This window comes from Streptomyces sp. NPDC048248 (assembly GCF_043201875.1).
In the GTDB taxonomy this organism is placed as follows: domain Bacteria; phylum Actinomycetota; class Actinomycetes; order Streptomycetales; family Streptomycetaceae; genus Streptomyces.
Window position 1 is genome coordinate 470,215 of record NZ_JBICZL010000006.1, and the last position, 14,203, is coordinate 484,417.

9 protein-coding genes are annotated in these 14,203 nt (G+C 72.4%); 6 read left to right on the forward strand and 3 right to left on the reverse strand.

Features of this window, described 5'->3' with window-relative positions; all coding sequences use genetic code 11:
* Positions 1-140 precede the first annotated feature (140 nt).
* Both rsgA and ACGFZW_RS15640 read left to right on the forward strand, forming a co-directional pair.
* Positions 141-1,301: a ribosome small subunit-dependent GTPase A gene (rsgA, locus tag ACGFZW_RS15635; protein WP_393893633.1), complete on the forward strand. Its 1,161-nt coding sequence runs from the start codon at positions 141-143 to the stop codon at positions 1,299-1,301.
* 144 nt (positions 1,302-1,445) lie between these two features.
* On the forward strand, positions 1,446-2,990 hold the full coding sequence (locus tag ACGFZW_RS15640) for a DNA-3-methyladenine glycosylase 2 family protein (RefSeq protein WP_393893634.1): 1,545 nt from the start codon (positions 1,446-1,448) through the stop codon (positions 2,988-2,990).
* Between the two features lie 71 nt (positions 2,991-3,061).
* On the opposite strand, the gene ACGFZW_RS15645 is transcribed toward ACGFZW_RS15640, so the two are convergent.
* On the reverse strand, positions 3,062-3,544 hold the full coding sequence (locus tag ACGFZW_RS15645; RefSeq protein ID WP_393893635.1) for a DUF456 domain-containing protein: 483 nt from the start codon (positions 3,542-3,544) through the stop codon (positions 3,062-3,064).
* Between the two features lie 370 nt (positions 3,545-3,914).
* Here ACGFZW_RS15645 and ACGFZW_RS15650 point away from each other — a divergent pair, with 370 nt between their 5' ends.
* The 3 genes from ACGFZW_RS15650 to ACGFZW_RS15660 all read left to right on the forward strand — a co-directional run bounded on the left by ACGFZW_RS15650 (position 3,915) and on the right by ACGFZW_RS15660 (position 8,338).
* Positions 3,915-4,415 (forward strand): hypothetical protein, encoded by a 501-nt coding sequence (locus ACGFZW_RS15650; protein WP_393893636.1) that lies wholly within the window; start codon positions 3,915-3,917, stop codon positions 4,413-4,415.
* 245 nt (positions 4,416-4,660) lie between these two features.
* Positions 4,661-6,409 (forward strand): protein phosphatase 2C domain-containing protein, encoded by a 1,749-nt coding sequence (locus ACGFZW_RS15655; RefSeq protein ID WP_393893637.1) that lies wholly within the window; start codon positions 4,661-4,663, stop codon positions 6,407-6,409.
* A 186-nt stretch (positions 6,410-6,595) separates the two neighbouring features.
* A complete protein-coding gene (locus ACGFZW_RS15660; RefSeq protein WP_393893638.1) occupies positions 6,596-8,338 on the forward strand; it encodes a pyruvate dehydrogenase in 1,743 nt (580 codons plus the stop codon).
* Positions 8,339-8,360: 22 nt separating this feature from the next.
* Here ACGFZW_RS15660 and ACGFZW_RS15665 read toward each other — a convergent pair whose 3' ends face one another.
* Positions 8,361-11,495, reverse strand: coding sequence for an alpha-mannosidase (locus tag ACGFZW_RS15665; protein ID WP_393893639.1), 3,135 nt, complete (start codon positions 11,493-11,495; stop codon positions 8,361-8,363).
* Between the two features lie 315 nt (positions 11,496-11,810).
* Between ACGFZW_RS15665 and ACGFZW_RS15670 the strand changes: the two genes are divergently transcribed.
* Complete coding sequence (locus ACGFZW_RS15670; RefSeq protein ID WP_393893640.1) at positions 11,811-12,176, forward strand: ATP-binding protein; 366 nt, start codon at positions 11,811-11,813, stop codon at positions 12,174-12,176.
* A gap of 74 nt (positions 12,177-12,250) precedes the next feature.
* Here ACGFZW_RS15670 and ACGFZW_RS15675 read toward each other — a convergent pair whose 3' ends face one another.
* A complete protein-coding gene (locus tag ACGFZW_RS15675; protein ID WP_393893641.1) occupies positions 12,251-13,333 on the reverse strand; it encodes a DUF2637 domain-containing protein in 1,083 nt (360 codons plus the stop codon).
* Between the last annotated feature and the right edge of the window lie 870 nt (positions 13,334-14,203).

The following is a 14,203-nucleotide window of genomic DNA, read 5'->3' on the forward strand; positions in this document are numbered from 1 at the left end:
CGATGGCTGTTGTTGCGATGGGCGCTGCCCGCACTCACAGGATCATCAATCCCGCTTCCGTGGTCTCCGGCTGAACACACTCTCTTTCTTTCTCCGCGCGTTCCGCGCGGCGCCGGGGCCACCCTTGTGAAGGGTTTCCCTTGAATTCCTCTTCTGCTTCCTCCGTCCCCTCCGCCGCGTCCCCGACGCGCACGCTGGCTTCGTACGGCTGGGACGACGGGTTCGTGGACAGCTTCGCCCCCTTCGCCGGCAAGGGGTTCCTGCCCGGCCGGATCGTGCGAGTCGACCGCGGCCGGGTCGACGCGGTGGTGCCGGCCGGCCCCGCGGATGCCGACGGCGTACGGACCGTCCTCGCGGACACCGCGCTGGTGGCGACCGGCGACCCGATGCGGGTGCCCTGCACGGGTGACTGGGCGGTCATCGACCTCGACAACGGCCGCAGCGGCGATCACCTGGACGGCGTGGTGCGGGCCCTGCTGCCCCGGCGTACCGCTTTCGCTCGCTCCGCGTCGTCGAAACGCTCCGAAGGGCAGATCCTCGCGGCCAACGTCGATCACGCGGTGATCGCCGTCTCCCTGGCCGACGCTCTCGACCTCGGGCGGATCGAGCGGTTCGTGTCGCTCGCCTGGGAGAGCGGGGCTCAGCCGCTGGTGGTGCTGACCAAGGCGGACCTGGTCGCGGATCCGGCCGGGCTCGAATACCTCGTGGCGGACGCCGGGACCGCGGTGCCCGGGGTGCAGGTCCTCGCGGTGAGCGCGGCGACCGGTGAAGGGGTCGAGGTGCTGTCCGCCGTGCTGGCAGGGGGCACATCGGCGCTGCTCGGCCGGTCCGGCGCTGGGAAGTCGACCCTGGCCAACGCCCTGCTCGGGGAGGAGGTGCAGGAAGTCCGGGCCATTCGGGACCGGGACGGCAAGGGGCGGCACACCACGACGACACGGGATCTGCTGCCGCTGCCGTGGGGCGGGGTCCTGATCGACACCCCCGGTCTGCGGGGCGTCGGGATGTGGGACGCGGAGGGCGGCCTGGCCCGGACGTTCTCCGATGTCGAGGCGCTGGCCGAGGAGTGCCGTTTCCACGACTGCGCACACGAGTCCGAACCCGGCTGCGCGGTGCAGGAAGCCGTCGCGAGCGGGACTCTCCCGGAGCGCCGGCTGCACAGCTATCGCAAGCTGCTGCGGGAGAACCAGCGCATCGTCGCCAAGACGGACGTCCGGCTCCGGGCCGAGATCCGGCGCGACTGGAAGCAGAAGCAGGCGCTGGGCCGCCACATGATGGAGCGCAAGCGGGGGCCGCGGGGCTGACGCGCCGGCGTCCGGGTCCCGGTGCGGGCCGCCCGCCCGCACCGGCCCGGATCGCACGTATGCCGGCTCGGCCCTCGACGCCCTCCCGAAGGCCGTGTCCGAATCCCGCCAGCTCTCCTCCTTCGGGCCGCGCACACTGGTGGTGTGAGGGATGACGAGGCGAGATACGAAGCGGTGTCCAGCAGGGACGCACGATTCGACGGGGAGTTCTTCTTCGCGGTGGTGACGACCGGCATCTACTGCCGGCCCAGCTGCCCCGCGGTCACCCCGAAGCGGGTCAATGTGCGCTTCTTCCCGTCGGCCGCCGCGGCGCAGGGCGCCGGCTTCCGGGCGTGCAGGCGCTGCCGTCCGGACGCCGTCCCGGGCTCCGCGGAGTGGAACGTCCGCGCCGACCTGGTGGGCCGGGCCATGCGCTTCATCGGGGACGGCGTGGTCGACCGGGAGGGAGTCGGTGGGCTCGCCCGGCGGCTGGGATACAGCGCCCGCCAGGTGCAGCGGCAGCTGACCGCGGAGCTCGGCGCCGGCCCGGTGGCCCTGGCACGCGCCCGGCGTGCGCACACCGCGCGGCTGTTGCTGCAGACCACGGCGCTGCCCGTCACCGAGCTCGCGTTCGCCGCCGGGTTCGCCAGCATCCGGCAGTTCAACGACACCATGCGGGAGATCTACGCGGGCACGCCCAGCGAACTGCGGGCGGCGGCGGCCGGCCGTGCCGGCGTCGGGCGGCGGCACGCCCGGCGGACCGAGAGTGGCGAAGCGGGGCAGCCCGCGGGGGGCGGGATCGCCCTGCGGCTCGCCTACCGGGGCCCGTACGCCGCGGCCGAAGTATTCGACTTCCTGCAGGTCCGTGCCGTGCCCGGCGTCGAGGAAACCGACGGGGCACGCGGTAGCCGCACCTACCGCCGTACGCTGCGGCTCGCCTACGGCAGCGGGATCGCCGAGGTCGACGAGCACGCGGGGGCGCCGCAGCGGCGCAGGCCGCCGGCCGGGCTGGTCTGCCCGGCCGAGCGGGGCGCGGACGGCGGCTGGCTGGAGTGCCGGCTGCGGCTGACCGACCTGCGGGACCTGTCCACCGCGGTGCAGCGCCTGCGCAGGCTGTTCGACCTGGACGCCGACCCTTACGCGGTCGCCGAGCGGCTGGGGGCGGATCCGCTCCTCGGGCCGCTGGTCGCCGGGCGTCCGGGGCTGCGGTCGCCCGGTGCCGCGGATCCCGAAGAACTGGCCGTGCGGACCGTGCTCGGGTGGCCGCCGGAGCGTACCGCCGAGCTGGTGCGGGCCTACGGCAAGCCGCTGGACGCGCCGGACGGCGGACTCACCCACCTCTTCCCTGCACCCGGCGACCTCACCGGTGCGGAGGTGGCGGAGCCGGTGCGCGCACTGTGCGCCGCGCTCGCCGACGGGACGATCGTGCTGGACGCGGGGGCGGACCGCGACGCCGCCGAGCGGGCACTCGCCGAGCTGCCCGGCGTCGGGCACCGGTCGGCGGCCGCCATCCGGATGCGCGCGCTCGGAGACCCGGACGTGCCTGCCGCAGAGGCGGCGAGGCCGGAAGAGGCGACGTCGGGCGCAGGATGGCGGCCGTGGGGCGCGTACGCCCTGCACCACCTGTGGCGCGCCGGGCTCCTGCCGGACGGGGAATTTCCCCAAGCGGATCTGTCGGCGTTCGCGCCCGTGGGGGCACCGGCAGGCTGACCGGGCTGCACGGTAGTCGTGGGTGAGGTGCGTGGTCCCGCTGAGGCATCGGTGGTCGCGCGCCGGCTCGCTCAGCCCGCGAACACGACACCCATCCAGGCGCCGAAGATCAGCAGGCAGGCGAACAGTTCCAGCAGCACACTCAGGCCGATGGTGCGCATGACCGTTCGGGTGGAGGACCACGCGTCGCCGTGGCTGCCCAGCCGGATGCGCTCCAGGGCGTAGAGCCCGCCCACACCGCCCAGCACGCACCCCAGCACCGGGAGGACGAAGAAGCCCACGATGCCGGCGACCCCGGCGAGGAAGAGGGTGCGGTAGGGCGCTCCGGCGGTGCGCAGGTCACGCGCGGGCAGCAGCCACTTGAGGGCCTGGTTGAGGAGCAGGACGACGGTCGCGGCGATCAGGACCGTCCAGGCGGCGGAGGCCTGCTCGGTCAGCGCCCACCACAGGACACCCGCCCATACGATCAGCGGCCCGGGGATGCCCGGTATCAGCACCCCGAACAGACCGAGCAGCATGACCAGGCCGACCGCGACCAACTGCCACACGCTCATGCGCCGGCCTCACTCCGTTCGGCGGACGCGCGCTCGCAGCCGTGGGCCGTGGAACGCGCCCGGTGCAGCGTGCCGCCGCTCCCGGCTCGCACGCTGCGTTCCCTCATGGCCCAAGCCTGCCGGACGGAAAGCCGTCGCGCCCCTCGGGACCTGCTACCGCGTCGGCCCCGGCGGTGCCCGAACGCCCCGGGTCGCGTGACCTGGCTTCCTGACCTGCGATTCCCGCTTACCATGTCCCGGTCAATTCAACTTGGCGGGGGAACGGGGGAGAGCGGCCGGCGAGCAGCCGGGCCCGCTCCACCCCGCGGCCGAGGCGCCGCCGCATCCGGTCGGCGCGCTCGGCTCAAAGCCACATCTGCGAAGGAACGTCATGCGTTTCCACCGATCACTTGCCACCGTCGGAACCCTTCTCGCCCTGGCATCGGTTTCCGCCTGCGGCGGTCTGCCCTCCGCGGGTTCGTCCCAGGAGGCCGGGGAACTCCTGCAATCAGCGCTCGGCTGCGAGGGCATCGACATCGCCTCGCCCCGGGAGGTGCAGCAGGTGCGGGCGATGGGTCTCACGGGCGTCAACGGCGGCGGTGAGTGCGAGGATCCGGCGGGTGGCGACGGTGACGTCGACTTCCTCAGCGTCGAGGACATGGAGGCGTTCCAGACCGCCGTCAAGGCGGACGAGGACGAACAGGACGACCTCATGGTCGGCGACGACTTCGCCGTGGACCCGAGCAGCGACGACCAGCGGCGCTCCCTCCTCGACGCCGGTCTGCTGTTCCTCAATTGCACCCCGAACTTCACGGCGCCGGAGGGCAGTACGGCCGAGGACGGCGCCGTCGAGGGATGCACGACGACCGACTACGCGGAGGACCTCGACTGAGGTCCCGTCGACGGACCCGCGCGGACGACGTCCGCGCGGATCCGCTCCGCGCTCGTGAGTGGCCTCGGCGGGCGCGATCGGGGATTCTCGATAACTCACATCCACTGCACGGGACTTAGAGACGCCGTTCCCGTTCTCCGTCGGCATGGGGAGCCCGACTGAGCAGTCGTGCGGGTCGGTCCGCCGGTCGGTGCTGCTCTTTCGCGCCCTGTTGACGCAGCGCCCATCCATGGACAATACGGTCCATGAACCAGCAGGGGGCACCACGCGGCCACGAGGACGACTGGTGGCGGCGGTTGTACGGCGACGAAGACGACGACGGCGGGGGGAGAGGGGGCCGGGCGCGGGACACCGGGCCGTCCGCGGCTCCCGACTCCCTCGAAGACCGGGTCAACTCCGCGCTGCGGACGGTGGGTTCCTCACCGACGGATTCCAAGGGGCCGGTGGAACAGGAGGAGCGCGCGGACCAACTGGCCCCGGCCACCCTGGAGGAGCTGGCGGTCCCCGAGGAACTGGAGGACCGGACAGACCTCGGAGGCCCGGCGGACCTGGCGGACCCGGGTGGTCTCGTGGCGCCCCCGGACCCCGCAGGTCAGGCCGATGCGGGAAGCCCGGCGGGTCCGAGACCGGCGCGGCAGCAATCCGCAGAGCGGAACCCGGCGCCCCGGGCCACCGCGGCGCCCGGGTCCGGGGAGCGCAAGCCCTGGGAGCCGACCGCATGGGAGCCCAGACCCTGGGAGCCGCCCCGGCGGGGCTCGACGCCGCGCCCCCCTCGCCCCTCGGCCCCGATTCCGCTGCAATCCACCGGTCCGGGCTCGCGCGGGAACGCGCCACCGCCCACGGCGCCGCCGACGCCCTCGGCCCCCGCAGCTGCCGACTCGTACGACGCCCCGAAGGACACTCCACCCGACACACCGACACCGGGACCCGCAGCCCGCAATCCGGCCCCGCCTGAGCCGGCCCCGTCTGAGCCGGGGCCGTCGGCAGGTCCGTTGTCGGGGCCTGGAGTCGGGAAGCCGCCCTCGCATGAACCGGGGCCGTCGACACGGCCGTCATCGGCGCCCGCAGACCGCCCCACCCGCGACCGGGCGCCCGCATACGACCCCGACCCCCTCACCCTGCCCGCCGCCGACCCCGCCGCGCTCGACGAGCTGGTGCCCGACACCGCGCTCGACGGCGCCCGCTACGGCGCGCTGACCCTCCGGGCCGTCTCGCAGCGCGGGGAGGAGGGCCGTTATCGAGGCGCCCCCCGGCGCGATGCCCTGCTCACCGCCCGCTTCGGCACCGGACGGCACGCCCTGATCCTCGTCGCCATGGCCTCGGGCCGCCCGGACATCGACGGCTCGCACCGCGCCGCCCGCGACGCCTGCGCCTGGATCGGCGGCGCCGTCGGCCGCAGCCACACCCGTCTGTCCGACGACATCCGTACCGACCACCGCGATGCCCTGAAGTCCGGTCTCCAGCGGCTCACCGACCGCAGCTACGGCAAGCTGCGAGGCCGGGCGACCGAGCTGGGCGCGGAGCCGGAGGAGTACACCGCCGCGCTGCGCTGCCTGCTGCTGCCGGCCGACCCCGAGTGCGGCACCCGGGTGTTCTTCGGCGTCGGCGGGGGCGGGCTGTTCCGGCTGCGCGACGGCGCCTGGCAAGATCTGGAGCCTGTCGCGACGGACGCCGACGCGTTCGACGCGCCGCCGGGCCAAGGCCCCCGGCAGTACGGGAACGGGCAGGGCGGCTCCTACGCGTCCGAGGCCGCGGCGCGACCGGCTCCCTTCCTCTTCCGGGCGTGCACGGCCCTGCCGGGGGACACCCTGCTGCTCTGCAGTGCCGGAATGGCGGAGCCGCTGGCAGCGGAACCTTCGTGGGCCGCCCGGCTGGCCACGGAGTGGCGGGACGGCCGGCCCCCCGGTCCGGCCGCCTTCCTCGGCGATATGCAGTTCCCGGTCGAGGGGCACACGAAGGATCGGACCGCGGTGGGGGTCTGGGAGATCCCCTAGGTGTCCGCAAAGGCCGTCGTCCGCCAGGAAGATCCGCCGCACGGGGGACACCGGAGGCGGAGCCGGGCCGCGCGTGGGTTCATGGGAGGCAGGTGAGCCCGTGCCCCGGTACGCCACCCGCCGGTACGCCCGCCGGCGCGCGCCCGTGCGTCTTCCCCCGTCCGCCACTTGAGGAGCGACAGCGACATGGCGAAGCAGACCGTTGCCGAGCAGTTCGTGGACATCCTGGTGCGCGCGGGGGTGCAGCGGCTCTACGGTGTCGTCGGCGACAGCCTGAACCCCGTGGTGGATGCCATCCGCCGCAACCGCGCGATCGACTGGATCCAGGTCAGGCACGAAGAGGTCGCGGCCTTCGCGGCCGGGGCGGAAGCACAGCTCACCGGCAAGCTCGCGGCCTGCGCCGGCTCCTGCGGCCCCGGGAACCTCCACCTCATCAACGGCCTCTACGACGCGCACCGCTCGATGGCGCCGGTCCTCGCCCTCGCCTCGCACATCCCCTCCAGCGAGATCGGCACCACCTTCTTCCAGGAGACGCACCCCGACCGGCTGTTCACCGAGTGCAGTCACTACAGCGAGCTGATCTCCAGCACCAAACAGATGCCGCGGGTGCTGCAGACGGCGATCCAGCACGCCGTCGGGCAGAGCGGAGTCGCCGTCGTCTCTCTCCCCGGAGACATCGCCGGGGAGCAGGCCCCCGAACGGCCCGTCGAGCACGCGATGGTCACCTCGCGCCCGTCGGTGCGCCCGGGGGACGCCGAGATCGACGAGCTGGCCCGCATGATCGACGCGGCGGACAAGGTCACGCTGTTCTGCGGCAGCGGCACGGCGGGCGCGCACGCCGAGGTGATGGAGTTCGCGGAGCGGGTGAAGTCCCCGGTCGGGCACGCGCTGCGCGGCAAGGAGTGGATCCAGTACGACAACCCGTACGACGTCGGGATGAGCGGGCTGCTCGGCTACGGCGCGGCCTACGAGGCCACCCACGAGTGCGATCTGCTTCTCCTGCTCGGCACGGACTTCCCGTACAACGCGTTCCTGCCCGACGACGTGACCATCGTCCAGGTCGACGTCCGGCCCGAGCACCTGGGCCGCCGCACCAAGCTCGACCTCGCCGTCTGGGGCGACGTCCGCGAGACGCTGCGCTCCCTGACGCCGAAGGTGCGGCCCAAACCCGACCGCAAGTTCCTCGACCGGATGCTGAAGAAGCACGCCGACGCGCTGGAGGGTGTGGTCAGCGCCTACACCCGCAAGGTCGACAAGCACGTCCCCATCCACCCCGAATACGTCGCCTCGCTCCTGGATGAGGAGGCCGCGGACGACGCGATCTTCACGGTCGACACAGGCATGTGCAATGTCTGGGCCGCCCGCTATCTCACCCCCAACGGCCGGCGGCGGGTGATCGGCTCCTTCAGCCACGGCTCGATGGCCAACGCACTGCCCCAGGCGATCGGCGCACAGTTCCTCGACCGGGGGCGGCAGGTCGTCTCCCTGTCGGGCGACGGTGGATTCTCCATGCTGATGGGCGACTTCCTCACCCTGGTGCAGTACGACCTGCCGGTGAAGGTGGTGCTGTTCAACAACTCCTCGCTGGGCATGGTGGAGCTGGAGATGCTGGTGTCCGGACTGCCCTCGTACGGCACCACCAACCACAACCCGGACTTCGCGGCCATCGCCCGCGCGGCCGGGGCGCACGGTGTGCGGGTGGAGAAGCCCAAGCAGGTGCGCGGGGCGCTGCGCGATGCGTTCAAGCACAAGGGCCCGGCGCTGGTCGACATCGTCACCGACCCCAACGCCCTGTCCATCCCGCCGAAGATCAGCGCGGAGATGGTGTCCGGCTTCGCGCTCTCGGCGGGCAAGATGGTGCTGGACGGCGGGGTCGGCCGCATGCTTCAAATGGCCCGTTCCAACCTACGTAATATTCCGCGGATGTGACGCTCAGTCATGCACAGATGTACTACCGATGCTGTGGACGCAGCCGCAGCGTCAGGATCTGGAACGGCCGCAGCTCCACCGTCACGTCGGAGGTCGGCCCTTCTGCCTCCTCGTGCAGTGGCCGCTCCAGCAGATCGGTGACGGTGACCTGCTCGACCGCGAAACCGGGGGAGAGGGTGCCGGTGGCGCGGCCCCCACGGGATTCGTAGACGCGTACCACCACGTCGCCGCTGCGGTCCTCGGCCAACTTGACCGACTCGACGGTGATCGCCGGATGGTCGAAGCGGATCAGCGGATCCGGCGCCGGGAGCGGAGCTGTCGGGGAGGTGGGCCCCATGGCGGCGGCCCGGAGGGGAAGGTTGAGGGCCAGGCCCTCGGCGACCGCGTCGCCGACCTCGGCGCCGGGCAGCAGCGCGTAGGTGAACCGGTGCGTGCCCTGGTCGGTCTCCGGGTCGGGGCTGTGCGGGGCGCGCAGCAGCGTCAGCCGGACCGTTGTGCCCAGGCCCTGGTCGTGGGGCGCCCGGGTGACGTCGTGGCCGTACGTCGAGTCGTTGAGCAGCGCGACGCCGTAGCCCGGCTCGGCGACCCGCAGCCAGCGGTGCGCGCAGATCTCGAACCGGGCAGCGTCCCAGCTGGTGTTGGCGTGCGTGGGACGGTGCACATGCCCGAACTGCACCTCCGCCGTGGACCGTTCGGCGTGTACATCCAGCGGGAAGGCGGCCTTGAGCACCTTCTCCGACTCGTGCCAGTCGATGTCGGTGGTGATGTCGACGCGCCGCGAGCCGGCCCGCAGCGTCAACTCCTGGGTGACCCGGGAGGCGCCGAACGCCCTGGTCACCCGCACCGTGGCGGACAGCGGTCCTGGCGTCACCAGCTCGACGGACTCGGCGCCGGTCAGATCAGTGTGCCGGTTGCGGTAGTGCCGGTCGAGGTCCCAGGCGTCGTACTTGTTGGGGTGGTCGGGGTGGAGCTGGAGGAGATTGCCCCGTGCGCCCGGCGCCAGCACCTCGCGCCCCACGGTGAGGTCGCGGACGGACGTCAGCAGTCCGTCGGAGTCGACGTGCAGCCGCAGCAGGCCGTTGTCGAGGGTGAAGGCGCCGCCGTCGCTCTTCGCGCGCACGGGCGGCGGCGCGTGGCCGTTCGCCACGGCGCCGACGACAGCCGCACCGAGGGCGGGCACGTGAACCGCGACGGCGGTGTGCCCGCCCGGCGCCGGCACCTCGACGACCTCGTCCCGCGCGTACGGCGAGGCGTTGAAGAGCGTCAGGCCCTCCGCGGCGTCCGCCGGCTCACCGGCCGCCCCCAGCGCCGCGAGGGCGGCGTCGGTCAGCGCGGTCAGCTCCGCCTCGACGGCGGCGTACGTGGCGCGGGCCTCCCGATGGACCCAGGCGATGGACGAGCCGGGGAGGATGTCGTGGAACTGATGCAGCAGGACGGTCTTCCACAAGCGGTCCAGCGCGTCGTACGGGTAGGCGTACGTCCCCGTGTCGCCGGCCCGCACTGCGGCCGTCGCCGCCCACAACTCCGCCTCGCGCAGCAGGTGTTCACAGCGCCTGTTGCCCTGCTTGGTCTTCGCCTGCGAGGTGTACGTGCCGCGGTGGAACTGCAGGTAGAGCTCCCCCGACCAGACCGGCGCGGCCGCCCCGTACTCCTCGTGGGCCGCCGCGAAGAACCGGGACGGCGGCTCGATCGTGACCGTGGGCGAGCCCTCCAGGGAGCGCAGCCGCCGGGCACGCTCCAGCATCTCGCGGGTCGGACCGCCCCCGCCGTCGCCCCAGCCGAACGGCACCAGCGAGCTGGTCGCGCGCCCCTTGTCGGCGAAGTTCCGCTCCGCGTGGGCGAGTTCGCGGGCGTGGAACTGGGAGTTGTAGGTGTCGACCGGCGGGAAGTGCGTGAAGACACGGGTGCCGTCGATGCCCTCCCACCAGAAGGTGTGGTGCGGCATCTTGTCGGTCTGGTTCCACGACAGCTTCTGGGTCAGGAACCACTTCACCCCGGCCAGCCGCGCCAGCTGCGGGAACGCCGCCGTGTAGCCGAACGAGTCCGGCAGCCAGATCTCCTCGGTCTCCACCCCCAGCTCCTCCAGGAAGAAGCGCTTGCCGTGCACGATCTGTCGCGCCAGCGCCTCACCTCCGGGCATGTTGGCGTCCGACTCCACCCACATCGAGCCGACCGGCGCCCAGTTCCCCGCGCGCACTGCTTCCTTGATGCGCTCCCAGATGTGCGGCTGGTTGTCCCTGACCCACGCGTACTGCTGTGCCTGCGAGCACGCGAACACCAACTCCGGGTATTCCTTGGCGAGTTGCGTGACATTGGCGAATGTCCGGGACGCCTTGCGCACGGTCTCCCGCAGCGGCCACAGCCAGGCCGAGTCGATATGGGCGTGTCCGGCGGCCGACACCCGGTGCGCGCTCGCGCAGGCCGGACGGCTCAGCACCTCGGTGAGCTCGGCCCGTCCCGCGGCCGCCGTCCCGGAGACGTCGTGCAGGTCCAGCGCGTCGAGCATGTTCTCCAGCGCCCGCAGGATCTCGTGCCGCCGCGGCCGGTCGGCGGGCAGTTCGTGCATCAGCTCGGAGAGCACCTCGACGTCGAGGACCAGCTGCCAGACGGTCTCGTCGAGCACGGCCAGATCCGCCGAGGCGAAGCGGTACAGCGGCCGGCCCGGGGCGGTGGTGACGTCGCCGAGCGAGGTGGGCCGGAAGTCCCGCAGCACCGCGGGGTTCGCGGCAGCCTCCAGGAGCAGGCGCACTTCCTCACCGCCGCGCGCCGGGGCGCCGACGGGGACGTGCCGGTTGCGCGGATGGATGCCCTTGAGGGGGACGCCGTCGGCGTCGTGGACCAGCCCCTCCGCCTGGAAGCCCGGCCCGTCGCCGCTGAACCCGGGGTCGAGGACGGCCTCCACCCGCAGCCCCGCCCACTCCTGCGGCACCTCACCCGCCAGCCGGAACCAGCTCGTCGACCAGGGCGGGCCCCATGCGTCGCCGGGGGCGAACGGCTCGTACGCGGCCTGCAACGCCTCCCGCACCGGCACCGGCTCGCCCGGCACATGCCATGCGGTGAGGCGCAGCGGGACCCGCGCCGCGTACTGCGCGGGCCTGATGAACTGCCCCAGCGCCCGCTCCAGGCGCCCCTCCACCAGCAGTCGGTCGTCGTGCACAGCTGCTCCTCACGCTCGTACGGAACACGTCCCAGGCGTGTCACCGCCAGGCATACCCACTGGCGGCCGGGTCGGCCCACCCGGCGCGCGGAAGCCGTGCCCCCGCCCGGGCGGACGCCGAAGCATGGCGCCCGGCCCGTTGGGCATGCATGACCGTGAGGCTGTTCGAGGAAGAGCGCCGATGGTTCGTTCGGGGCGGGGGAGAGAATGCGTCAGCCTGTGCGGCGCGAGGAACGGGACAGACGACACGAAACGGCAGACCGGAGCCGGCGAGGGGCGTTATCCGCGCCCCCTCCGCGGACCCTGGAACGCAAGGTGCGGCCCGCGGACCTGCGCGCGGTCGGCGAGGTGCGCCAGGAGCTGCGGCAGCTGCTCAGCCGCTGGGCGCCACCGGGCAGCGGCGAACTGGAGGAGGTCGCGACGCTCCTCACCAGCGAACTCGTCACCAACGCGCTGGTGCACGCCAAGGGCGGCGCCGTCGTCACCGCCACACTCACCGACCGGCTGCGGGTGGAGGTGCGAGACTTCGTCTCCCGCCGCCCCGAACCCCGGGCGCCGACCACTGACGGCACCTCCGGCAGGGGCCTGATGCTGGTGCGCTCCTTGGCCGACGCGTGGGGCATACGGTCCCACGGCGTCGGCAAGAGCGTGTGGTTCGAGCTGGGCGGCGGACCGGCCTGACGGGCGTCGGGGTGTGCCGGCCGGCACGGTCCGCCACCAGGGATGGCGCGGGCGGGACGGAATGTGGTCACCGCCTAGCCGAATTGCCGTTCGATCTGGGCGAGTTTCTCCTCCAGGGAGTCCAGCCGGGGCAGGGTCTGGGTGTCGTCCTCGGCGGTGAGGTCCACGGTCAACCGGGACTCGGCCGCTGCCGCGTTCGCGGCGGCCTCAGCGGCGGACACGGCCTTGAGGGCCGGGCGGGAGCGCACCGGCAGTTCCCCTGCGGAAAGCGGCTGGTGCCCGGCTATGGCCGAGTCCTGACCGGCCATCTCCCCAGCCGTGGTGCCCTGCGTCACCGCCAGCCTGCCGCCGCCCCGGCCGATGCCCCAGGAGCGGTGCTGCCGGTTGATGGCCTTGATCCGGGCCCGGTCGAGCTTGCCCTGCTCGCGCCTGCGGTGACGGTTCTGCTCCTTCTCCCGGCGGTCCTCCCGCACCTCCTCGACGGCCTCGTCCAGTGTCCGCACGCCCTCGAGCAGCATCAGCGACCACGCCGCGAAGGTCTCGCGGGGAGCGCGCAGCCAGCGCACGATCCGGATCTGCGGCAACGGGCGGGGCACCAGGCCCTGTTCACGCAGCGCCGCCCGGCGGGTCTGCTTCAGCGCCCGGTCGAAGAGGACAGCGGCCGACAGCGACATCCCGGCGAAGAACTGCGGCGCGCCCGCGTGGTCCAGGCCCCGGGGTGCGTGCACCCAGTTGAACCACGCCGCGGCACCGGCGAACGTCCACACCAGCATGCGGGAGCCGAGTGCCGCGTCGCCGTGGCTGGCCTCGCGCACCGCGAGCACGGAGCAGAACATCGCGGCACCGTCGAGGCCGAAGGGCACCAGGTACTCCCAGCCTCCGGAGAGGTTGAGGTTCTGGACCCCGAAGCCCACCAGGCCGTGGAAGGACAGTGCGGCGGCAACCGCCGCACAGCAGAACAGCAGCAGATACGAGGCCGAAGCGAAGACGGCCTCCTTGCGCCGCCGGCGCTCCTCGCTGCGCTCCCAGGAGTCCTCGCCACCGGACCGGGCCGCCGCGCGTTTGCCGCGCACGACCAGCGCCACGGCCCCCAGGACCCCGGCGAGCATCAGGACTGCCGGAATCAGCCAGTCCAGCGATATGTCGGTCATCATCATTCTGGGATCCCTTGCCTCGCGTACGCGGTTTCGCGCGACATCCTGACGGAAGCCGCTGTCCCAACCGAGGTATTCGGAACAAGAGGATGCCAAGGGGTGCGGTGAGGGCGCGTTCATGTCGAACTACCGTTCCTGCTCAGGAGGTTGAGTTCGAAAGAGATCACCCTGACGGGTGACGACGGGGCTCGGGTGCGGCACCGAGCGCGGGTCCGCGTCCGAATCCCGTGCCGCCTGATGCCGGCTTTCCTTACCGCCCGTCAGGTGCGGAGAATCCGTGCCGACTCGCCGCGTCCGGTGGATTGTCGGCCGGTGTCGGGCGGCGCCTCGGGGGTGGTACGCGCGGTTTATGAACTCAGCTCAAGGGACGATGACTTGGGGGAGAGGGCGTCGGATTCGCATTGCGCGAAGAACCGATGTGACGTGGCCGGCGTCTTGACCACAGTGTTGCCGGTGTCGCTTCCGGTGGTCGCTGGTACGGCGCGCAGGCGGCGCCGTGGGGGCGAAGACGACCGCGGAGGACCTCGATTCCTCGGGGGTTGGCCCCGGCTCGAAAATGCTGCAACTGGGCAGGCGTGCGCGGGCCATGGGGTACCGCCGCAGTCGCCTCCCCCGGAGTGGATCCACGAATGAGGTCGCAATGAAGTGCCGGGTTCTCCGCGAGGCCGCCATCTGCGCATGGGCCGGCTTCATGCTGCTCGGTTCCGCGGGGTGCGGTACCGGTCATGAGAAATTGAGAACGCGAGAAGTTATCGGCTCGTGGGTCGGCGACGGGGAGGGGCGTGTGCGGTTCCATGCCAATGGGCGGTTCGAGATGTCCAGGATTCCCCGGAGCGCGATCGTCTTCAGCTTCATCAAGCCTCCCCCGGGGAA

What these genes read in the sequence shown, in the direction of transcription:
- ACGFZW_RS15655 (WP_393893637.1), top strand. Translation starts at nt 4,661, where the DNA reads ATGAACCAGCAGGGGGCACCACGCGGCCACGAGGACGACTGGTGGCGG.
- ACGFZW_RS15645 (WP_393893635.1), bottom strand. Translation starts at nt 3,544, where the DNA reads ATGAGCGTGTGGCAGTTGGTCGCGGTCGGCCTGGTCATGCTGCTCGGT.
- ACGFZW_RS15660 (WP_393893638.1), top strand. Translation starts at nt 6,596, where the DNA reads ATGGCGAAGCAGACCGTTGCCGAGCAGTTCGTGGACATCCTGGTGCGC.
- ACGFZW_RS15650 (WP_393893636.1), top strand. Translation starts at nt 3,915, where the DNA reads ATGCGTTTCCACCGATCACTTGCCACCGTCGGAACCCTTCTCGCCCTG.
- ACGFZW_RS15675 (WP_393893641.1), bottom strand. Translation starts at nt 13,333, where the DNA reads ATGATGATGACCGACATATCGCTGGACTGGCTGATTCCGGCAGTCCTG.